Below are 21,385 nucleotides of genomic sequence, written 5' to 3' on the forward strand. Positions count from 1 at the left end.
TATTACAAAAAATACCTTGCTGATTCGGCAAGGTATTTTCATTTAACTTTATTTTGTTTGTTTAGAAGTTGATGCAGCTTCTTTTGCATTCACTTTACTTCTTGTACCTAACATAACTAAATAGCATAGTACAGCAAACAAGCAAGAAATGAATAATGAATGTAATAATGCCATTGATAAACTAGCATTTGTAAATACGACTAAAATTCCTACTATAGCTTGAAGTGTAACAAGGATAAATGAAATGATCCATCCCCAGTAGACGACAGGCTGCTGTTTGTAATGGCGAATAGCAAGAATCATTGCGTATAGTATCCAAGCGAAAATTAACATCGCTGCAACTCTATGTCCCATTTGAACCCATTCATGTAGTTGAGTTGGCATAGGTCTGTTTTTGCTACATAAAGGGAAGTCTGGACAGGCTAAGCTAGCTCGTTCGTGACGTACTAAAGCCCCTGTGTAGACGACAATATAACTGTAAATTGTTACACCATAAATATGAAATTTCATTTTTTGGTCCATAATAAGTGAACGTGCATCAAATTTTTGATCGATTTCAAAGATAAGACACGTTAATAAAATGACAGAAGCAAATGAAATTAAGGAAATACCGAAATGGATAGCAAGTACAGCTGGCATTTGTCCCCAAACAACTGCTGCAGCCCCCATTAATGCTTGTGCAACTAAAAATACGAAGGATAAAATTGCTAACGTTTTTGTTTCGCGCACATGTTTATAATATTTCCAGGACAAAATACAAAGGAGAGTGACAAGAATTCCTGCGGATCCTGATGTAAGGCGATGACTCAGTTCAATAATAGTTTCCATTGATAAATTAGATGGAACAAATTCACCGTTACAAAGTGGCCATGATTTACCGCACCCTTGACCAGAACCTGTTTTTGTAACTAAAGCGCCTCCTAATAAAACTATTAATAAATCAAGGCTTGTAATGACTGCTAACCATTTAATAAAGCGTTGCAATCTCGTTCACCATCTTTCTGCTATGAAGTTATTGCGAAATATTTTCATTCCATTATGTATAGAATAAAACGCGCTAATTCCTATGATATATAAAAAATAATAAAATAGCAAAGAAATGGAGGGGGAAGACAGGGGAGAGAAAATGGGTGTAGAAATAGAATATATAAGGAAATTTTTAGGTGAAAAATAGGCTATTTTGAAAAGAAATGGGGAGAATACGTGTTAAATATGACAAAAAAGTTTATTATAGAAGGTAACATCATGTTATGATATGGATAAGTAACAATTACGTTTTTTATATTCGACACAAAAAGTTCATGTTTTCTTCACAAAATGTTCGGGAAATATGATTTAATATATTGGAGTATGGGCGTAGATTAGTAGTAGAATGGGTTAACAATGTTTCTACTGTAATAATATTGCTATATAGAGGCGAAATATTTCATTCGAAATAGGCGCAAAAAGAAAGATGAAAGTTTTAAGAGGGGGTTAAAGTGATGAACCATGCAACAAGTGAGCTGCATGATGAGTCTGCTGTTACAAGTATACCGGAAACAACTCGGTTACAAGATTTAAAAGCACTCGTTAAAATGGGGATTGTAAACTCAAATACACTTACTGTATTTACAGGATTTTGGTTGGCATTACACTTTAATGGATTAAGTGTGATGGATAATCTGGATAAGTTATTCTTTACAATCGTTGGTTCTGGATTAGTTATGGCAGGGGTATGTTGTTTAAACAACTACATTGATCGAGACATCGATCCATTAATGGAAAGAACAAAGACCCGTCCAACGGTTACTGGAAAGTATAAACCAGGATTTGCACTTACATTTGGATTAGTTATATTACTTCTTGGGTTTGTATTTTTATTATTAACAACACCAATGGCAGTGTTAATGGGGTTTATTGGTGCTTTCACATATGTTGTTCTATATAGTTTATGGACAAAGAGAAAGTATACACTAAATACTGTTGTAGGTAGTATCTCTGGTGCAGTTCCACCTTTAATTGGATGGGCAGCAATCGATCCATCTTTAGGCCATCCAATTGCTTGGATGCTATTTTTGATTATGTTTATTTGGCAAATCCCACATTTCCTTGCATTAGCAATGAAACGTGTTGATGAATATCGAAATGCAGGAATTCCAATGCTTCCTGTAGTTCATGGATTTGAAATTACGAAACGCCAAATTATGATTTGGACAGTATGTTTATTACCACTACCATTTTATATGAGTGGACTAGGGATAACATTTATGGTAATTGCAACACTGCTTAACATCGGATGGATCGTTTTAGGATTTTATGGCTTCCGTAAGAAAGATGACATCAAATGGTCTGTGCAAATGTTTGTTTATTCCCTAAATTATTTAACAATCTTATTTGTATCAATGATTGTAGTTACATTCTTCTAAGACAACGACATAATTGGATTTCTTTACGTTGAGATTTACTTTACTTAACTATAAAGTACAATCTAATTCACAAGGAAAGTGGGGGTTGTTTGTATGAAGAAACAGTGGCGACTGCTTTCGTTCGTTTCACTGCTGGCTTTACTGTTAGGGGGATGCGGTAAAGCCTTTCAATCTACTTTAATTCCGCAAGGAGAAGTAGCAAAAATGCAATATGATCTGCTCTTACTAGCAAGTGCAATCATGGTAGGAGTAGTATTAGTAGTTACTATTATTTTCTTATATGTAATTGTGCGTTTCCGACAAAAGAAAGGTCAGGAAGATTATATTCCGGAGCAAGTTGAAGGAAATCACAAACTAGAAATTATATGGACAGTTATTCCGATTATTCTTTTGTTAATCTTAGCTGTTCCGACGGTTACATATACATTCAAACTTGCTGATGTAAGTGCGATGGAGAAAAAGAATATTGATAAAGATACTATCGTTGTTGATGTAACAGCGAATCTTTATTGGTGGGAATTTTCTTATAAATCAGAAAAGATAGTAACTTCCCAGGATTTAGTCATCCCCACAGGTAAGAAAGTGTATTTGAATTTGAAGGGTGCCGATATTAAACATTCGTTTTGGGTTCCATCTTTAGCTGGGAAAATGGATACAAATACAGATAATGTGAACAAAATGTGGTTAAAGGCAGATAAATCGGGCACTTATAATGGTTTTTGTACAGAATTTTGTGGCCCATCACATTCTTTAATGCAATTCAAAGTGAAAGCTTTAGATGAAAGCGAGTACAAACAGTGGCTTGCTGATATGAAGAAGATTGATGGGAAGAAAAAAGTAGCTTCAACGAAAGCGCAAGAAGGCCAAGAAATATTTAATAAAAGCTGTATTGGTTGTCACGCAGTTGGATCTAATGATAGTAGACCACCTTCCGCTCGTATCGCACCAAACTTAGCAAACTTTGCGGATCGCGATACAGTTGCCGGCATTGCCGAAAACAATGAAGAAAACTTAAAAAAATGGCTGAAAGATCCTGAAAATATGAAACCAGGAAATAAAATGACTGGTAAATATGGCAACTTAACGGATGATCAAATTGATGCATTAAATGCATACTTACAAACGTTAAAAGTTGAAAAGTAAAGAGGGATTATTCGCGAAGGGGAGGTTGAAAACGTGAGTTCTGTAGCAAAAAAACAGGGGATGGGTGCTGTCATATGGGATTATTTAACGACAGTAGACCATAAAAAGATTGCCATTCTCTATTTAATTGCAGGTGGATTGTTTTTTGTAATAGGCGGAATAGAAGCTCTATTTATTCGCCTTCAATTAGCGATTCCTAACAATGCTTTTCTTGTTGGGGATGCTTATAATCAAGTATTAACGATGCACGGTACAACAATGATTTTCCTCGCAGCTATGCCACTCGTGTTTGCATTTATGAACGCCGCTGTACCACTTCAAATTGGTGCACGTGATGTAGCGTTCCCGTTTTTGAATTCACTTGGATTTTGGTTATTTTTCTTTGGTGGAGTATTTTTAAATTTAAGTTGGTTTTTAGGTGGAGCACCTGATGCAGGATGGACATCTTATGCATCTTTAGCGTTAGCTTCTAAAGGTCATGGTGTTGATTTTTATGTATTAGGCTTGCAGATCTCCGGTATTGGTACATTAATTGGAGGTATTAACTTCCTTGTAACCATTATTAATATGCGTGCGCCAGGGATGACATATATGCGTATGCCGATGTTTACATGGACGACATTTGTAACATCTTCGCTAATATTGTTCGCTTTTCCGCCGTTAACTGTAGGATTAGGACTTTTAATGTTAGATCGTTTATTTGGAACAAGTTTCTTTAATCCGGCATTGGGTGGGAATACGATTATATGGGAGCATTTATTCTGGATTTTCGGTCATCCAGAAGTATACATTCTTATACTCCCAGCTTTCGGAATATTCTCAGAAATCTTCGCGACATTTTCGAAAAAACGATTATTTGGTTATTCGTCGATGGTGTTCGCGACAGTATTAATTGGATTCTTAGGATTTATGGTATGGGCGCATCATATGTTTACTGTTGGGCTTGGTCCAGTTGCAAATGCTATTTTCTCAGTTGCAACAATGGCGATTGCAGTACCGACTGGTATTAAAATATTCAACTGGCTCTTTACAATGTGGGGAGGAAGTATTCGTTTTACGACACCGATGATGTGGGCGGTAGCTTTCATTCCATCATTCGTAATGGGGGGAGTTACAGGTGTTATGCTAGCATCTGCACCAGCGGATTATCAATTTCATGATAACTATTTCGTAGTAGCTCACTTTCATTATGTAATTGTCGGTGGTGTTGTATTCGGTTTACTTGCAGGAGCTCATTATTATTGGCCACTGATGTTTAATAAAGTATTGAATGAAACGTTAGGAAAGATAACATTTTGGCTATTCTTTATCGGTTTCCATTTAACGTTCTTCATACAGCATTTCCTTGGGTTAATTGGTATGCCACGTCGTTACTACACATATCTTGAAGGTCAAGGGTTGGAAATGGGGAATATGATTAGTTCTATTGGAGCGGTATTTATGGCTCTTGGAACGATTGTTCTTCTATTCAATGTAATTAAAACGACAGTTTCAAAAGAAAAGGCTGGTCGTGATCCATGGGATGCTCGTACATTAGAATGGACAATGCCAGCACCTACACCAGAATATAACTTTAAACAATTACCATTTGTTCGCGGGTTAGATCCGTTTTGGATTGAAAAACGTGAAGGGAATAAAGAGATGACAGCGGCGGAACCAGTGGGTGATATTCATATGCCGAATCCATCATTTTCACCATTTATCATTTCTTTAGGACTGTTTATAGCGGCATTCGGTGCAATGTATATGCAGGGTGGAAAAGATAAGTTGTGGTTATTAGTAGCAATTATCGGCTTAATCATTACATTTGGCACAATGTTCCTACGTTCCGTAATTGATGATCATGGATATCATATTCATAAGGAAGATTTAGAAGATAAGGGGGGCAAGGCATAATGCATGTAGATGAAAAGTTAACAAATGAAACATTTCCAGCAGAGCCTGAAAAAGCAACCCTTGAGGGGAAAAATAAGTTTGTCGGTTTTTGGTTATTTCTTGGAGGCGAAACAGTATTGTTCGCTTCCTTATTTGGCACATATTTAGCGTTAAAGAATTCTACAAATGGTGGACCAACATCTCAAGAAATGTTCCAAATGCCACTCGTTTTCATAATGACGATGCTTTTATTAACGAGTAGTTTAACGAGCGTATATGCAATGTATCATATGAAAAACTTTAACTTTAAAAAAATGCAACTTTGGCTACTAGTAACAGTGCTGTTAGGTTTAGGGTTTTTAGGGTTTGAGATATATGAGTTTTATCATTATACACATGAATTTAAGCATACTATGAGAAGTAGTGCATTTGGTTCCGCGTTTTATGCTCTTGTTGGTACACATGGACTCCACGTATTGTTTGGATTATGTTGGATTTTAACATTAATCTTTAGGAATGCGAAGAGAGGCCTAAATTTATACAATGCACCGAAGTTTTATGTTGCATCGATTTATTGGCACTTTATTGACGTAGTTTGGGTGTTTATTTTCACTGTAGTATATTTGATGGGAATGGTGGGATAAACAATGGCGATAAAGCAAACGAATAATCCTAAAGTTGATCTTGTTTATCGGAAAAGAAAAAGTGCGGAGGAAATGAAGCATCAAGTTATTACATTTGCATTAATGATTTTTTTAACATTAGTTGCATTTGCAGCGGTAGCATATCCGAAAACTTTTAGTCCGACTTTTTCAGTACCATTTATTTTACTATTAGCGGTGGTACAAGTAATTTTTCAATTGTATTATTTTATGCATATGAGTCATAAAGGACATGAAGCGGCAAGTTTCTTTCTTTATTCTGGTCTGTTGATCGGATTAATTACAATTTTAGCTTTTATGACAATTGTGTGGATTTGAAAAGTGAAGAATAAGGGAGCTCGTGTCGTCACAGCTCCCTCTTCATGTTATGTGAAAGGATAACCTTAAGAAGGTAGGTGTGACAATGAGTAACTTGTGGATATTTGGTTTTCAAGCACTATGGAGTCCAATCTTTTTACTATTTATGATTTCAATCCTTATTGGGTACTTTTTAATTATTGGACCATATAGAATGCGATTTGAACATGCGACAAAGGTAAGTAAGAAGCAAGTTTTTTATTTTACGACCGGGATTGTTCTTTTGTATTTTGTAAAGGGAGGGCCTATTGATTTAATTGGTCATATTATATTTAGTGCACATATGTTTGAAATGGCAGTTATGTATATTGCCGTTCCACCGTTATTGTTGCTTGGTATACCAGTTTGGTTATATCGTTATATTACTTCTTTTAAGTTCGTTCAAATTATATTAAAGATATTTGCTAAGCCACTTATTGCATTGTTTGTATTTAATGGCCTGTTTTCTTTTTATCATTTACCAGTTGTTTTTGATACAGTAAAACAAAGTCAAATTGCTCATCCTATTTGTCTCGCTATATTGTTCTTTACGGCAATCATGATGTGGTGGCCGATGCTAAATCCATTACCAGAATATCAAACGTTAAGTGATATAAAGAAACTTGGTTATATGTTTGCTAACGGTATATTATTAACGCCAGCTTGTGCGTTAATCATTTTTGCGACGGCACCATTATTTGCAACGTATACGGATCCGGCTGCTTGGATGAAGGCGATGGAATTATGTGTACCAGCGGGAACTTTATCTGATTTAAATATAACTGGACCAGAATTTTTACACTGGATGCCCGTCGTGCAAGATCAACAAACAGGTGGCATCATTATGAAAATTGTCCAGGAAATAGTGTACGGTACGATTATTGGCTATGTATTCTTTAGATGGGCACGTAAAGAGCGTGAAAAAGATAAAGAACAGTTGCAACAATTACCGCCATATTTACAGACGAAGTAAAAAGTGTATGGGTTTCCATACACTTTTTTAGTTTTACTAAACTTTAATAGATTGAATTTTCTAATTATTTATGTTAAGTTAGTTTAGGCATGTACTAAAAGTGGATATAAGATTTACTACTAGCTTTAATACATAATAATTCCATGTGTAGTACAAGTTTTTTAGAGAGTTATAAATTTATATTGTTATCTTTAATAAACAAGGACTATTTTAAGGGGGAATTTAAATGGGTAGTAGTGGAAGTATGGTAAAGCCAATTAGTGGTTTTTTAACAGCATTAATACAATATCCAGTACCGGTAGTAGAGTCACGTGCAGACATTGATAAACAAATTAAACAGATCATAAAAACAATTCATTCAACTAAAGCAGGGTATCCTGGATTGGAATTGATAGTATTTCCAGAATATAGTACGCAAGGGCTTAATACAAAAAAATGGACTACAGAAGAGTTTTTATGTACAGTCCCTGGGCCAGAAACAGACTTGTTTGCTGAGGCATGTAAAGAGTCTGAGGTATATGGTGTTTTTTCTATAATGGAAAGAAATCCTGATGGTGGAGAACCGTATAATACAGCAATAATTATTGATCCACAAGGTGAAATGATTTTGAAGTATCGTAAGCTAAATCCTTGGGTGCCAGTTGAACCTTGGAAAGCTGGAGATTTAGGTTTACCTGTTTGTGATGGACCTGGAGGAAGTAAATTAGCTGTTTGTATTTGTCATGATGGTATGTTTCCTGAAGTAGCTCGTGAAGCAGCTTATAAAGGTGCAAATGTCTTGATTCGTATTTCTGGATATAGCACACAAGTTAGTGAACAATGGATGTTAACTAATCGTTCGAATGCATGGCAAAATTTAATGTATACATTGTCGGTGAACTTAGCGGGTTATGATGGTGTATTTTATTATTTTGGTGAAGGACAAGTATGTAATTTTGATGGGACTACTTTAGTGCAGGGACACCGAAATCCTTGGGAGATTGTTACTGCTGAAGTATATCCAGAGTTAGCAGATCAAGCTAGATTAGGATGGGGCCTCGAAAATAATATATATAATTTAGGTTCAAGGGGATATGTAGCGACTCCTGGTGGGGTGAAAGAAAACCCGTATACGTTTGTAAAAGATTTAGCTGAAGGTAAATATAAGGTTCCTTGGGAAGATGAGATTAAAGTAAAGGATGGAACTATTTATGGGTATCCAGTCAAAAAGACGATTCATTCTTAAGTAAGATAAATAGAACAAGCGCATCAATATGATGCGCTTGTTCTATTTAATCAATGATTTGGAATTCTTTTAACTCTTTTTCGACATTTTGTAGGAGTTGTTCGCTTTTTTGAAGTACATTCGTTGGGAAAGTTTCACCCTCACCATATTCAACGCCGTGAGGATAATAATGTTTACCTAATAAGGGAGGAAGTAGTTTTATTTCAGCATGTCTACTACCAATGTCACCTTCAACAGCTAAACCTTGTACGCGTAAATAATAAACATCGTTTAATATTTCGAATTTATAATCGTATGTAACTCTTTCGTAGTCCCACTGTCCAGCAAGTACAAAATGGTTTTTCTCCATAATCTCTGTTAATAGTGTTAAATCAACGACTGCCCCATTAAATTTCGTATTTGTAAATTGCATATAATACCTCCTTTTTTAATGTTACATCATTATTTTTATAATAGTATGAATAATAAGAAAGTGCAATTCATATTGGGAGAAAAGGGATAATCCAGACTTTTTTTGCGAAAATATGATATAGTGAAAAGAGTACGGTACACACAAAAAAGGAAAGAAAAGGATTTGTGTATATCTCAATTTTATGTTTTATGCAGGAGGTATATCGATTGAAGAAATTATTGCGTATCGTAATGATTACATTTTTAATTTTAGCTGTTGATTTATACGGGAAATTACTCGTTTCACAATATATATTAACCCCATCTCAATCAAAGCAAGAAAATAAAATTGTGAAAAAGAAAAAGCAAGTAAATGAAAACTCTTCCGATACAGTTTTAAATATGATTGGCGGGGACTCTGAAAATTTATTAGCAAAATGGGGAGAACCTTCTCGAATAGAGCCATCTGCTTACGGGTATGAATGGTGGGTATACAATCAAGATTTAGCTCAGTATGTTCAATTTGGGGTTGCTGAACGTAAAGTTGTAACGGCGTATGTTGCTGGTGAAGAGGTTAAGGTGCCACCTTATTATATAAATGAAAAGTATGAAGATGTGTATAAAAAGAATCCACTCTCTCATGAGATTTCGTTAAAAAGAGGAAAGAATAGTTATCAATTTGAGTTATCTGATACCGAAGTGATGGAACAACCATTAATACCTGTAGAAGATGGCTGGGCGCAATTATATTTTGATCATTTTACACATGAGCTTGTTGGCGTTCGTTATATGAATGACGAAACGTTGTTACGCCAAAGGCCTTATCAGCTTGTTTATTCAGGTGAATTACTAGCTGAACAACCATTGACTCCAGATAAAATGAAACAAATAGAGAATGGGAATATGCAACAAATTTTTGATTTAACAAATATTATTCGAAGTCGTCATGAGTTGCCGTTGTTAACATGGGATCAACAAACGGCAGATGTGGCTATCGGTCATAGTAAAGATATGAAGGATAATAATTACTTTTCACATGATTCACCTACATTAGGTACGTTAGGAGATCGTTTGCAGCGTGGGAAAGTAGGATTTCAACTTGCTGGTGAGAATATAGCGGCGCAACATAGTGACGGAATTGCGGCGTTGCAAGGTTGGTTAAATAGTGAAGGACATCGAAAGAATTTATTGAATGAACAATTTACAGGATTAGGTGTTGGCGTATACGATAAGTTTTATACACAAAATTTTATTCGGAAATAAAGTGAACCTGTAAGTTGTGGATGGAACACTTCCTAGATGTTTACTTCATTTTCAATGAATTATAGATAGGAATCTGAACCTATGCAAATAGTAGGGGAAAAAGGTGCATGAATCGTCTAAAAATAGGCGAACCATGCGCCTTTTTTTTCTTATTATATAGTAGATATACATGAAGAGGTGAGGATTATGCCGACAACAAAAGGACCGTTACATCCATCGGTTCAACAGTTTAAAGAGTTTGTAAACCATCACCCTAAAATGGTTCATGAAGTTAGAAGTGGTCATAAAACTTGGCAGCAGTTTTATGAAGAATGGTACTTACTTGGTGAAGAAGATCCGATATGGGCAACTTTTAGACCGGATGGAGCACCTGCTTTTTCTTCGGTAAAAGAAAAGAAAACAGAAAAAGGAAAAGACACTCGAACTGAAGAAGAAAAAACTGCTGATGTAATGGGACAAATGCTTTCTTTCTTTAAGAAGCTGGATGTGGAACAAATGCAACATCATTTAGCCAATGTGACGAGTGCTATTGGTAGTGTGCAACAAGTTTTTCAACAATTTCAAGGAAAACGCACGCAGCAAGAAGAGAGTACTTCCGAAAATAATCCATTTTTCTTTCAGAAAGATTAGGGGGAAAGCGGATGAGAGCAGAAATTATGGAGTTTATAAAGGCAGATGAGGATTTATCTCGCTATATTAGAGAGCAACCGTACTGGTATAGAAAGCTAACGCGAAACCCTGAAGAAAAAGAGGCGTTTGAGTTAGCGGCTATGCAACATTTCAAAAAAACGATACCAGATAAAGTTGAGAAATTCCAAAATCAATTGGCAGTTGCCTCCATTATGATTGATATGTTTCAGTATATGAAGCAGCAAAATACAACATAATTGGAAGGGAAAACTATGTCCGTCATGCAGAACTTTTGATACAATAGAAGCGGATTATTTAAAAAGGAGTTGCAGCATGAGCATGACGGAAATTTGTTTAGTACGACATGGACAAACTGATTGGAATTTTCAAGAGATTATTCAGGGACGTGAAGATATTCCGCTGAATGAAGTGGGGAAGAAGCAAGCGAGTCAAAGTGCAGCTGCTTTGCAAGCGGAGGCATGGGATGTAATTATAAGTAGCCCACTAATTAGAGCGCAAGAAACAGCTAAAGAAATTGCAGGGGCAACTGGATTACAATCAATTTTATTAGATGAGCGATTTGTTGAACGTAATTTTGGTGAAGCTTCTGGGAAACCGGTTGCGACTGTTAGGGAATTAATTGCAGCGGGGGAAGTAGAAGGTATGGAGCAAGATGAAGAGATTGTAGCTCGTTGTTTTGCTGCTGTAAAAGATGTTGCAGAAACTCATTCTGGTAAACGTATTATCATTGTAGCCCATTCACATGCGATAAAAGCAATTTTACATGCAATTGCTCCGGAAGATATTTCATTTAAGACACCGTTAAAAAATGCATGTATTAGTTATGTGAACGAAAATAGTGGGAAATGGGATGTTCTTAAATATAATATTGCAGAACATATTAATGTATAAATTTTTGTGGACATTATATAAAAAATAGTTAGAATGATATCTTTCTGTTTAGTGAGACACTTCAATTAGTAGTTCTATTCTAAATGTGGTATGATGAATACTCGGAGGTGTCACTCATGATTGTAGCGACGCTGGAAAGCGTATTAATATTAGATAAGGCAGAGCAGCTTGCAAAAGCGATTATCTGTTCAGATATAGCAGAAGATTATCGTAAGTGTTATAAAGAATTGCATGAAGATATGGAAGTTCAGACGTTGATTCAACAATTTACAGCGATGAAAGAACGATATGAGGAAGTACAACGTTTCGGTAAATACCATCCTGACTATACTTCCGTTTCGACGAAAATGAGGGAGTTAAAGCGTTCTGTAGACCTACATGATAAGATTGCAGCTTTTAAACGAGTAGAAACGGCTTTGCAAAAGCTGTTAGATGAAGTTAGTGTAGCAATCGGTTCTGAGGTGTCCTCTTCCATCAAAGTTCCAACAGGAAATCCATTTTTCGATGCTGGTGGCTGTGGTGGAGGTTGTGGTACCGGTGGAGGTTGCGGCTGTAAAACGGGGTAAATCACCCCGTTTTTTAGAAGATAGAAGAAAACGTATACAGAGTTTGTCCTGTAATGTCATAAATTTCTGATTGGTTTTCATAAAATATAAAATATATGTTTTTAAAAGGAGAAGATGGAGAAGACTATGTTCGGGCAACGACAAAGTATGATTGTTTATTTACATTCATTGAAACATGCCAAGATTTTAAGGAAATATGGTAACATACATTACATATCAAAACGTTTAAAATATGCAGTAGTATATTGTGATATGGAACAAATTGAGCATATGATGCAAAAGTTGAACAAACTTCCTTTTGTGAAAAAGATAGAACAGTCGTACCGCCCGTATTTAAAAACGGAATTTGAAAATTCACGTCCTGATCGGGCAAAAGAATACGATTATAGCTAATAGAAAAATCCCCTGCTAATTTTAGCAGGGGATTTTTTATTCCTCCAATAACACTTTATTTCATTGGAGGAATGAAATTATTCATTCGTAAAATACCAATTAAATGATTGAAAAATAGTTCTTTTTCTGGGAAAGTTGTGGATGGTTTTACCGTAAAGGTAGTTACTTTTTTTCCAAGTTGTTCTGCTGTTTCTTCAAATAAGATGACGCGTTTACTTTTTTTATTTTCAAGTACAGGAATGCCTTCGCGACATATGTATAATGGTTGGAAATCACCAGTAGTAGTTGGTTTTAATATTACAACAAGTGAGCACACTTTTTTTTCGTTTTTAATCGTTTCAAATTGTAACATATGTGTTATACGTTCTTGATTTGCTTTGGCAATTTCAAGTAATTCATATAAATCAGAGTAGCCTTCTCCGAGTTCTATAAAGCGTTGAATCATATTTTTTCCTCCTCTTTCTTTTACTGTACCATCTCAATTTTTAAATGAAAAGTAGACAACGAAAAAAAACCCTGCAAAGCAGGGCCCTTCTTATACTAGCATGTACTAGTAAGAAGGAAAAGGGAGAGGAGAAACCGGAGGAAGAACTTATGGGGAAACGTAAGTCTTCTCCGCGGTTGGCAACAACATCGAAGGTGATGTTGTTATAATTATTTATGTCCAATCTAAATGAAGATATACATTATGAAATTAAATTTTATGTTGGGCTTTTTATTTTTCTTTTTTTTATTTTATGATAGGATAAAAAAGGTAAAGTGAAACGAATGGTTCGTGTTAGCGAATGGTGAGATGAATACATAAAAATACAGAGCGATTATTTTAAGTTAAGTTCTTCTAGTGTTCGTTGAAAGATGAATGGAATCGTATAGTTTGGTAGCGGTTACCGAGTGGAGAAAGATTTTCAATAATTGCTCCATAGATTGAAATAAAGGTAGTGACAACAGATGAGAGTAGTTTCAGGAAAATGTAAAGGACACCCGCTTAAAGCGGTGCCAGGTAATACAACACGTCCAACGACAGATAAAGTAAAGGAATCAATTTTTAATATGATAGGCCCTTATTTTGATGGTGGTATCGCGCTTGATTTATTTGGTGGTAGCGGTGGTCTTGGAATCGAAGCTATAAGTAGAGGGATTGATAAAGCGATTTTTGTGGATCGCGACAATAAAGCGATAAAGGTAATCCATCAAAATTTAGAAAGTTGTAGAATACAGGAACAAGCTGAAGTATATCGAAATGATGCAGAACGTGCGATAAAAGCGCTTATAAAACGTGAAATGTCATTCGATCTTATACTAATTGATCCTCCATATAAAGATCAAAAAATTATATCTTTAATCAGTGTAATGGATCAACATGGATTGCTACATAACGATGGTTTAATTATGGCAGAGCATGGTAATGATGTAGTTTTACCCGAGTCAATAGGGAGACTTGTAAAAGTACGAGCTGAAAATTACGGCATTACAGCGATATCGATCTATAAGTATGAAGGTGAGGGGACGGAATGACAAGTATAGCTATTTCTTCGGGAAGTTTTGATCCAATTACCCTTGGGCATCTGGATATTATTAAAAGGGGAGCAAAAGTATTTGACGAGGTATACGTAGTAGTTTTAAACAACTCGTCAAAAAAACCTTTCTTTTCAGTTGAAGAGCGCTTAGATTTAATCCGAGAAGCAACAAAGGATATCCCGAATGTAAAAGTAGATTCACATAGTGGACTACTAGTCGAGTATGCGAAAATGCGTAATGCGAACGCGATTTTACGTGGGTTACGAGCGGTTTCTGATTTTGAATATGAGATGCAAATTACTTCTATGAATCGAAAATTAGATGAAAACATTGAAACCTTTTTTATTATGACAAATAACCAATATTCATTTTTAAGCTCGAGCATTGTGAAAGAAGTCGCGAGATATGGAGGAAGTGTAGTAGACCTCGTGCCTCCTGTTGTAGAACGTGCTTTAAAAGAAAAGTTTCAAACCCCGTTAAAGTGAACGGGGTTTTTCTTTATTGCTCCGAAAAAATAATAAGATGACATATAAATATAAACAAAATAATGTAAATATTGGTCCGTATTGTACAAAAGATGTCCAAATTTCATGCAGTATAGAAGAATGATTCGATAAAAAGACGGGGGTATCTTTTTGCATAGGTGAAAAAGAGCTTACTTTTTCATAGAATGGTTTCCAAAATATAAAGGTGAAAATAGGAGCAAGGATACTTTGGATAATTCGTGCGAAAAAATAGGGTTTAAATCGTATGTCTGTTTCAGCTAATATGCTAGCAACTTGCGCCTGAATAGAAAGGCCGCTAAATGCTAAAATAAAGCTTGTTACCATCGCTTGCTGCAGGAGGGGTGTTTCATTTATTTGACTAATCATTTGGCTGCCGAGTGTCATTTCAAAAATGCCAGATAATATCGGAATACTAAATTCAGTAGTTAGTTGGAAGAATGATAAAATATGTTGCATAATAAAAGAGAGAGCTGCTGTAATATGAAATACAGTAATCATTTTATTTAAAACAGAGAATAAAATAATAAATCCACCAATCATAAGTAACGTTTGAATAGAAGAAACGATAGCGTCCCCAAGTAATTTTCCTATTGGTCTTTTTTCTTGCATACGTGTCTCGTGTAGGATTGAAAATGGGTTTTGAAAAGGGCGTTTTTTAGTAGTATGTTTATCGTGCATGGAAATGTTGTTATGACCGTAAAAACGCATCAGTAACCCGACGGCAAAGTTACTTACATAATGTGCAGCAGCTAATACAATTCCTAATTTCGGATTATTGAAAAAACCGATAGAAACAGCTCCAAAAATAAAAAGTGGATTGGATGAGTTTGTAAAAGATACGAGGCGCTCTGCTTCAATTTGTGTTAGTTGATTGCTTTTACGCAGTCTAGCGCTTAATTTGGCGCCAGCGGGGAATCCTGAAGCCATTCCCATTGCCCAAACAAATCCGCCTATCCCTGGTACGCGGAAAAGTGGTCGCATGAGTGGTTCTAATATAACACCTATAAATTTTACAACACCAATACTAATGAGAAGTTCGGCAATGATGAAAAAAGGTAAAAGTGAAGGGAATACAACTTCCCACCATATATTTAACCCTCGAATGGAAGCTTGCAGAGCAGCTTGGGGGTGGAGTACAAGAGAAAAGGTTAAAAACAGTGTTGATATGGTAAGGAAAGCCGTTTTCCATTTTTCATACATGTAAGTAAATCCCCCTTTGTCCCAAAAAACGTTCATTTCAGTATACGTGGATACGTAGTGAATTTAGACCATAAGTATGAAAAAGGAATGAAAAAAATTAAAGGGTGAGAAAAATGAAAGAACCGAAAATTGGCTTAGCTCTTGGATCTGGGGGCGCAAAAGGTTTTGCTCATATTGGTGTTATAAAAGTTTTAAAGGAAAATGATATACCGATTCATATGATTGCAGGAAGTAGTATGGGGGCTTTAGTAGGTACATTTTATGCAGCTAGTTCAAACATTGAAAGACTGTATAAACTGGCAAATGTTTTTAAGAGGAAATATTATTTAGATTTTACGGTTCCGAAAATGGGGTTTATTGCTGGAAAACGTGTCAAAGATATGATTAAAATGTTTACATATAATAAAAAATTAGAAGAGTTAGATATCCCGACGGCTGTTGTGGCTACTGACATCTTGAAGGGGGAAAAAGTAGTTTTTACAAGTGGTCCTGTTGCGGAGGCGGTGAGAGCTAGCATATCTGTACCTGGAGTGTTTGTACCAGAGAAAATAGATGGAAGGTTATTGGTAGATGGCGGAGTAATTGATCGCATCCCGGTATCGGTTGTGAAAGAGTTAGGTGCCGATATTGTCATAGCTGTTGATGTATCCCCGATTAAAGTAAATGGAGAAGTTACGTCTATTTATGATGTAATTATGCAAAGTATTGAAATTATGCAACATGAGCTTGTGATGAATCGGCAAATTGCATCTGATTTAATGATGCGCCCAGCTGTGGAACAATTTAGTTCTCGTGCCTTTACGAACATTGAAGATATTATTCGAGTAGGAGAGGTAGAAGCGGGAAAACATGTTGCAAATATTCATTTATTAATTGAGCAGTGGAAGGAGAAACATAATGTTTAAACGTTTTCGGTTTATGTATGCAATTTTAATAGGGGTTATATTGGCGATGTTACTTGTTTACGTACGTTTACCGTATTATGTAACAAAACCAGGAATGGCTGCAAAATTAGAGCCTTACGTTCAAGTTGAGGGGGGAACGAAAGAATCTGGTGATTTTATGCTTGTTACGGTTTCGATGGGACCGGCAAATGTGGTCAATTTAATAGCGGCACAGTTTAATAAATATACACATATTTCGAAAGCGGAAGAAATATTGCAAAAAGGTGAAAGTGATGAAGAATATCAATTTCGTCAAAATTATGCGATGAAAGACTCGCAAAATGCAGCGATTTATAATGCGTATAAACGTGCAAATCGTACTGTTTCTTTTGAAAATAAAGGTGTATTGGTTGCCGGTGTAGCGAAAGGGATGCCGTCAGAAGGGAAGCTTAAACTTGGCGATATTATTATAGCAGTCGATGGAAAAACATTTGAAAAGACGGAGCAATTTATTGAATATATGACAGGGAAAAAAGAAGGAGATACAGTAAATATTGAATATAAGAGGAATGGAAAACAGCTACAAGAAAATTTAAATGTAAAGACTATTCCGAATGGAAATGGTCGTGTTGGTATAGGTGTTTCTATCGTTACGGAAAGAGAATTAGTGGTTGATCCGAAAGTGAAAATTGACTCTCATGAAATAGGCGGGCCATCGGCAGGTTTAATGTTTACATTAGAAATATATAATCAACTGGTGGAAGAGGATCTAACAAGAGGGCATGAAATAGCTGGAACAGGTACGATTAATGAAAAGGGAGAAATTGGTCCGATTGGTGGTATTCAGCAAAAAGTGGTCGCTGCGAGTGATGCGGGTGCTGAAGTGTTCTTTGCACCAAATGAAAAAGGTGCGGAGAAATCGAATTATAAAGATGCACTTGAGGCTGCGAAAGATATTAAAACGAAAATGAAAGTTGTACCAGTTGATACGCTGGATGATGCATTAATGTATTTGGAAAAAATGGGTAAAAAATAAAAACCTCTCTGAAAAAGAGAGGTTTTCTTATAGGAATTTTGCAGTTGTTTCATCATACCGAATTGGATGATATGTTGCATCTTGTTTTAGTAGTTGTGTTCGTAACGGTTCTTGCATAATGGAGAAATATACAGAATTGGCTTTTCGCTCAATGTGTAAAGTAGGGTGATCAAATGTTTTTGTATGGGTAAGGATTGGAAGCTCTATTTTTTTCTTGTTTTTTGAAAGGTAAGTTTGTCCTTTTTGTGACATGCCTAGTAGACGAATGTACGGTGCATGCTGTTCTATATTTGCGCTATGTATTTCTTCTTTTGTTGTATTTGTTAAAATGTGTGTACAAGCTCTTTGCAGTCTAGTCCACGTATAACGCTTCGTTTTTAATGCTTCCATGAATGAATGGAAGGAGGAACTGCTTTGTATTTTTGATAAAATACGATGCTCTAAACCTTCTTCAATTTCATATATATGTCGTAAGTCGTCTGGAGACATCGTCATAAGTTTGTATTTGAAAAATGAAAAATATTGTTCCCAATTATGTAATATCCCGTAGTTTTGTTTATAATTTGCTAAAAGAGAAGCAGTCGCTTCGGGGATAAAAGGCTCAATTTCTGTAAAGGAACTATTTTCGCTAAAAAGTTGTTTACGAATACTTGTTGCGCTTGCAATATGTTGGTCGTTAAAAGTTTCATCATGATAATGAGATGCGAATCTTTTTATCGTTTGTGCTTGCATAGAACTATTTTGCGACAGAATTGCTTTCATGTACTGGAAGCCTAAAATGTTATTTGGTTGTGACATGTCTATGTTTTTTTCGGAAGGTAAAATGTGGCGGAAAGCTTCAGATGTAGCTTTTGCGTAACTATTACCTGCGTTCATGAATTGCTTTACAAGACGATTATAAGTCTCTTCTTCATTTTTTTGCACAGAGATCGTGTTATAAAAATTTTTGATTTGTCCATCTTCACTACCGAAACAAATTTCAGAAACGTGTAGGGCGTTTAAAATAGAAATAGCGCCATTTGCAAAGGTTTCAGCCTTTTGTGTTGAGAAGGCATAAGGAAGCTCTACAACGAGGTCTACACCGCATGCTAAGGCCATTTTGGTGCGATACCATTTGGATACGAGTGCCGGCTCACCACGTTGTAAAAAAGGGCCACTCATAACAGCGATTGTTATATCAGTGTGTGTTAACTTTTTTGTTTGTTGCACATGATAATCATGACCGTTATGAAAAGGGTTATATTCAACGACAATACCACTGGCTTTTATGGTAATCTCTCCTTTCGATGTAGCATCTTTTTGAAAAACGTGATACTCTATATATTATTTACTATGATGACTTCATTATAGTGTAAAGAAAAAACATTGACAAATATAAAATGGCTAGCTATAATTTTGTTTGTTGCCTTGAGGTGATATGATATGAAATGGTCCATCCATCAATTGAATAAATTGAGAAATAAAGGATTGACATTGGATGAGATGGTAGATGTAAGTGAGCTAAAAGAGGTCGAGAAAGATATTCGTGAAATTAATCCTGTTCACGTAACAGGAAGAGTTGATTTTGGCTCCGGTAAGTTTACGTTCCATCTACATATAACTGGAAGCATGGTTTTACCATGTTCTCGCTCTTTAGTAGATGTGACATTACCATTTGACATTAAAACAACTGAGGTGTTCCAAACTTCACAAGAAGAATTTGAAACTGACGCTGAAATTCATTGTTTAGAAGGAGAAGTACTTGACTTACTGCCCGTAATCAAGGAAAATATACTTTTGGAGATTCCAATGCAAATTTTCAGTGATGATGTTTCTGGTGGAGCACCGACGCAAGGTCAAGACTGGCAAGTGATTTCGGAAGAAGACAAAGAAAAGCCTGTTGATCCAAGATTGGCAGGACTTGCAAAGTTTTTTGACAAATAATCGGAAGACTGGTTCAGGCCTTCATATGAAAATAACTATTTCTTTTAAGGAGGTGGGAAGAATGGCTGTACCTTTTAGAAGAACTTCTAAAACAGTAAAAAGAAAGCGTCGTACGCATTTCAAATTATCAGTACCTGGTATGGTAGAGTGCCCAAGCTGTGGTGAAGCGAAATTAGCTCACCGTGTATGTAAAGCATGCGGTACTTACAAAGGTAAAGAAGTAATCAGCAAGTAATTGCGGGAAATAAACGTAGAAGATATCTTCTACGTTTATTTTTTTGTCTTATTCTTCATTTGATGTATTCTATCTTTTCTAGTAACTGCATATGTTTAATAAAAAATGCATAGGGAGGACTAGAGAGATGGCGACAACAAGACAAGATGCTTGGACTGATGATGAAGATTTGCTTCTGGCAGAAGTAGTACTCCGGCATATTCGAGAAGGTGGAACGCAATTATCTGCCTTTAAAGAAGTGGGAAGGCATTTATCTCGTACACCAGCAGCATGTGGATTTAGATGGAATTCTTACGTTAGAAAGCAATACAAAGAACGTATTGAAGAAGCAAAGCAACTGCGTAAAGTGGAAAATTATGAAGTGAAAGAGACGAAGGTGCTAGAGCCTGCGTCAATTACATTGAATGATGTTATTAATTTCTTGCAAAATTATAAAGATGAGAACTCTTTAATGATGTTGCAACAGCAAATTGAATCGTTACAAACAGAGAAAGAGAGCCTGTTGGAGCGATTATCAGTATATGAGGAAGAATATAGAACACTGCTTGATTATATCGATCAAAAAAGAAGTGTAATGGTAGCAGAAAGAAATAGTGCTCGTTCGAATGGGAAATTAGAAAAGTTAAAGAAATAAAAAAACAGCTGCTATGTAGCTGTTTTTTTATTTCTTATGCAGACTCTTCGTTTGTAACCGCATTCAAATTTGTCTCTGGGTTCCAAACATAAAAATCACCATCAGGTACTGATATAGGTTGGAAATTTAATTTATCCCAAAAACCAGCTGAATGGATACGTGCAATCGTTTTAATTGGGAATTGAAGCCCCTTCGCATAATTTACAAGCATTTCTCCGAATCCTTGTTTTTGGAAAGTTGGTAATACTTCAAGTTTATAGAGTTCTAGGTAAGTACCTGTAATTTCGAATGGTTCTCCGCCGTCCCTTTTCATGTATAGACTCATACGTGCAATGAGTGATCCGCCATAATAAATACCGTAGAATGGAGATTCGCTATCGTTTTCAATAATATTTGCTTGTAATTCTTCTAACATGGAGAGTTCTTGAGCTCCGCAACCTTTAAATTTTTTAAACTCGTCTAATGTTTTATAATTGATGAGCAAGCGCTCAACTTTTGGGAATCCCATAACATCACATCCTTTTTTTGTCTCGTTGAATGCAGAAAAGTAAAAATATTTATAATAATATTATAACTCATTTTTTTATTTTTATGAAGATGATAGTATATTTCTTTTATTATTTTTTTTGGGGATTTGCTAAACTAAGAGTAGGAGCATATTAATAAGTAGTATATA

At 35.7% G+C, this 21,385-nt stretch carries 26 protein-coding genes; 20 read left to right on the forward strand and 6 right to left on the reverse strand.

Going from position 1 to position 21,385, the window contains the following annotated elements; genetic code table 11:
* Positions 1–48: 48 nt before the first annotated feature.
* The gene (gene ctaA, locus COL05_RS02960) at positions 49–984 is read right to left on the reverse strand and encodes a heme A synthase (protein WP_098667499.1); all 936 of its coding nucleotides are present in this window, start codon (positions 982–984) and stop codon (positions 49–51) included.
* Between the two features lie 497 nt (positions 985–1,481).
* Here ctaA and ctaB point away from each other — a divergent pair, with 497 nt between their 5' ends.
* The 7 genes from ctaB to COL05_RS02995 all read left to right on the forward strand — a co-directional run bounded on the left by ctaB (position 1,482) and on the right by COL05_RS02995 (position 8,619).
* Positions 1,482–2,405 carry a protoheme IX farnesyltransferase gene (gene ctaB / locus COL05_RS02965; RefSeq protein ID WP_001015052.1) on the forward strand — a complete coding sequence of 308 codons (924 nt, stop codon included), beginning with the start codon at positions 1,482–1,484 and terminating at the stop codon, positions 2,403–2,405.
* A 93-nt stretch (positions 2,406–2,498) separates the two neighbouring features.
* Positions 2,499–3,548 carry a cytochrome c oxidase subunit II gene (gene coxB, locus COL05_RS02970; RefSeq protein ID WP_098667500.1) on the forward strand — a complete coding sequence of 350 codons (1,050 nt, stop codon included), beginning with the start codon at positions 2,499–2,501 and terminating at the stop codon, positions 3,546–3,548.
* Positions 3,549–3,608: 60 nt separating this feature from the next.
* Positions 3,609–5,444: a cytochrome c oxidase subunit I gene (gene ctaD, locus COL05_RS02975; RefSeq protein ID WP_180233418.1), complete on the forward strand. Its 1,836-nt coding sequence runs from the start codon at positions 3,609–3,611 to the stop codon at positions 5,442–5,444.
* Complete coding sequence (gene ctaE / locus COL05_RS02980; RefSeq protein ID WP_000557861.1) at positions 5,444–6,067, forward strand: cytochrome c oxidase subunit III; 624 nt, start codon at positions 5,444–5,446, stop codon at positions 6,065–6,067. Before ctaD ends, ctaE begins: the two co-directional genes overlap by 1 nt.
* Positions 6,068–6,070: 3 nt before the next feature.
* Positions 6,071–6,403, forward strand: a complete 333-nt coding sequence (ctaF, locus tag COL05_RS02985; protein WP_000985699.1) for a cytochrome c oxidase subunit IVB — start codon at positions 6,071–6,073, stop codon at positions 6,401–6,403.
* Between the two features lie 85 nt (positions 6,404–6,488).
* Positions 6,489–7,394, forward strand: a complete 906-nt coding sequence (gene ctaG, locus COL05_RS02990; protein WP_098667502.1) for a cytochrome c oxidase assembly factor CtaG — start codon at positions 6,489–6,491, stop codon at positions 7,392–7,394.
* 226 nt (positions 7,395–7,620) lie between these two features.
* Positions 7,621–8,619, forward strand: coding sequence for a formamidase (locus COL05_RS02995; RefSeq protein ID WP_000535791.1), 999 nt, complete (start codon positions 7,621–7,623; stop codon positions 8,617–8,619).
* Positions 8,620–8,665: 46 nt separating this feature from the next.
* Here COL05_RS02995 and COL05_RS03000 read toward each other — a convergent pair whose 3' ends face one another.
* Positions 8,666–9,031, reverse strand: a complete 366-nt coding sequence (locus tag COL05_RS03000; RefSeq protein WP_098667503.1) for a YugN family protein — start codon at positions 9,029–9,031, stop codon at positions 8,666–8,668.
* Positions 9,032–9,237: 206 nt separating this feature from the next.
* Here COL05_RS03000 and COL05_RS03005 point away from each other — a divergent pair, with 206 nt between their 5' ends.
* The 6 genes from COL05_RS03005 to COL05_RS03030 all read left to right on the forward strand — a co-directional run bounded on the left by COL05_RS03005 (position 9,238) and on the right by COL05_RS03030 (position 12,773).
* Positions 9,238–10,272, forward strand: coding sequence for a CAP domain-containing protein (locus COL05_RS03005; protein WP_098667504.1), 1,035 nt, complete (start codon positions 9,238–9,240; stop codon positions 10,270–10,272).
* Positions 10,273–10,458: 186 nt separating this feature from the next.
* Positions 10,459–10,902 (forward strand): YlbD family protein, encoded by a 444-nt coding sequence (locus COL05_RS03010; protein ID WP_098667505.1) that lies wholly within the window; start codon positions 10,459–10,461, stop codon positions 10,900–10,902.
* 11 nt (positions 10,903–10,913) lie between these two features.
* On the forward strand, positions 10,914–11,159 hold the full coding sequence (locus tag COL05_RS03015) for a YlbE-like family protein (protein ID WP_001200991.1): 246 nt from the start codon (positions 10,914–10,916) through the stop codon (positions 11,157–11,159).
* Between the two features lie 82 nt (positions 11,160–11,241).
* Positions 11,242–11,814, forward strand: coding sequence for a histidine phosphatase family protein (locus COL05_RS03020; RefSeq protein ID WP_142337328.1), 573 nt, complete (start codon positions 11,242–11,244; stop codon positions 11,812–11,814).
* A gap of 116 nt (positions 11,815–11,930) precedes the next feature.
* Positions 11,931–12,380, forward strand: a complete 450-nt coding sequence (locus COL05_RS03025) for a YlbF/YmcA family competence regulator (protein ID WP_098667507.1) — start codon at positions 11,931–11,933, stop codon at positions 12,378–12,380.
* Positions 12,381–12,506: 126 nt separating this feature from the next.
* Entirely contained in the window at positions 12,507–12,773 is a 267-nt protein-coding gene (locus COL05_RS03030) for a YlbG family protein (RefSeq protein ID WP_002080814.1), read from the forward strand.
* A gap of 55 nt (positions 12,774–12,828) precedes the next feature.
* Here COL05_RS03030 and COL05_RS03035 read toward each other — a convergent pair whose 3' ends face one another.
* Complete coding sequence (locus COL05_RS03035) at positions 12,829–13,218, reverse strand: DUF7147 family protein (protein WP_000616011.1); 390 nt, start codon at positions 13,216–13,218, stop codon at positions 12,829–12,831.
* Positions 13,219–13,721: 503 nt separating this feature from the next.
* Here COL05_RS03035 and rsmD point away from each other — a divergent pair.
* On the forward strand, positions 13,722–14,288 hold the full coding sequence (gene rsmD / locus COL05_RS03040; RefSeq protein WP_098667508.1) for a 16S rRNA (guanine(966)-N(2))-methyltransferase RsmD: 567 nt from the start codon (positions 13,722–13,724) through the stop codon (positions 14,286–14,288).
* Positions 14,285–14,776: a pantetheine-phosphate adenylyltransferase gene (gene coaD, locus COL05_RS03045; protein WP_000200598.1), complete on the forward strand. Its 492-nt coding sequence runs from the start codon at positions 14,285–14,287 to the stop codon at positions 14,774–14,776. The genes rsmD and coaD overlap by 4 nt, the downstream gene beginning before the upstream one ends.
* Here the strand turns inward: coaD and ylbJ are convergent.
* Positions 14,768–15,997, reverse strand: coding sequence for a sporulation integral membrane protein YlbJ (ylbJ, locus tag COL05_RS03050; protein ID WP_098667509.1), 1,230 nt, complete (start codon positions 15,995–15,997; stop codon positions 14,768–14,770). The genes coaD and ylbJ overlap by 9 nt on opposite strands.
* Positions 15,998–16,110: 113 nt before the next feature.
* On the opposite strand from ylbJ, the gene COL05_RS03055 reads away from it, so the two are divergent.
* Positions 16,111–16,902: a patatin-like phospholipase family protein gene (locus COL05_RS03055; protein WP_098667510.1), complete on the forward strand. Its 792-nt coding sequence runs from the start codon at positions 16,111–16,113 to the stop codon at positions 16,900–16,902.
* Complete coding sequence (locus COL05_RS03060; protein WP_098667511.1) at positions 16,895–17,917, forward strand: SepM family pheromone-processing serine protease; 1,023 nt, start codon at positions 16,895–16,897, stop codon at positions 17,915–17,917. The genes COL05_RS03055 and COL05_RS03060 overlap by 8 nt, the downstream gene beginning before the upstream one ends.
* A 27-nt stretch (positions 17,918–17,944) precedes the next feature.
* Here COL05_RS03060 and COL05_RS03065 read toward each other — a convergent pair whose 3' ends face one another.
* Positions 17,945–19,186: a nucleotidyltransferase gene (locus COL05_RS03065; protein WP_180233419.1), complete on the reverse strand. Its 1,242-nt coding sequence runs from the start codon at positions 19,184–19,186 to the stop codon at positions 17,945–17,947.
* Positions 19,187–19,339: 153 nt separating this feature from the next.
* Between COL05_RS03065 and COL05_RS03070 the strand changes: the two genes are divergently transcribed.
* From COL05_RS03070 to COL05_RS03080, 3 genes are all read left to right on the forward strand, one after another.
* A complete protein-coding gene (locus COL05_RS03070) occupies positions 19,340–19,840 on the forward strand; it encodes a YceD family protein (RefSeq protein ID WP_098667513.1) in 501 nt (166 codons plus the stop codon).
* 61 nt (positions 19,841–19,901) lie between these two features.
* Entirely contained in the window at positions 19,902–20,075 is a 174-nt protein-coding gene (gene rpmF, locus COL05_RS03075; protein ID WP_001984764.1) for a 50S ribosomal protein L32, read from the forward strand.
* A 127-nt stretch (positions 20,076–20,202) separates the two neighbouring features.
* A complete protein-coding gene (locus COL05_RS03080; RefSeq protein WP_098667514.1) occupies positions 20,203–20,709 on the forward strand; it encodes an RsfA family transcriptional regulator in 507 nt (168 codons plus the stop codon).
* Between the two features lie 34 nt (positions 20,710–20,743).
* Here COL05_RS03080 and COL05_RS03085 read toward each other — a convergent pair whose 3' ends face one another.
* A complete protein-coding gene (locus COL05_RS03085) occupies positions 20,744–21,217 on the reverse strand; it encodes an N-acetyltransferase (RefSeq protein ID WP_098667515.1) in 474 nt (157 codons plus the stop codon).
* Positions 21,218–21,385: the final 168 nt, after the last annotated feature.

The organism is Bacillus sp. AFS059628 (genome assembly GCF_002571225.1).
Classification (GTDB): Bacteria; Bacillota; Bacilli; order Bacillales; family Bacillaceae_G; genus Bacillus_A.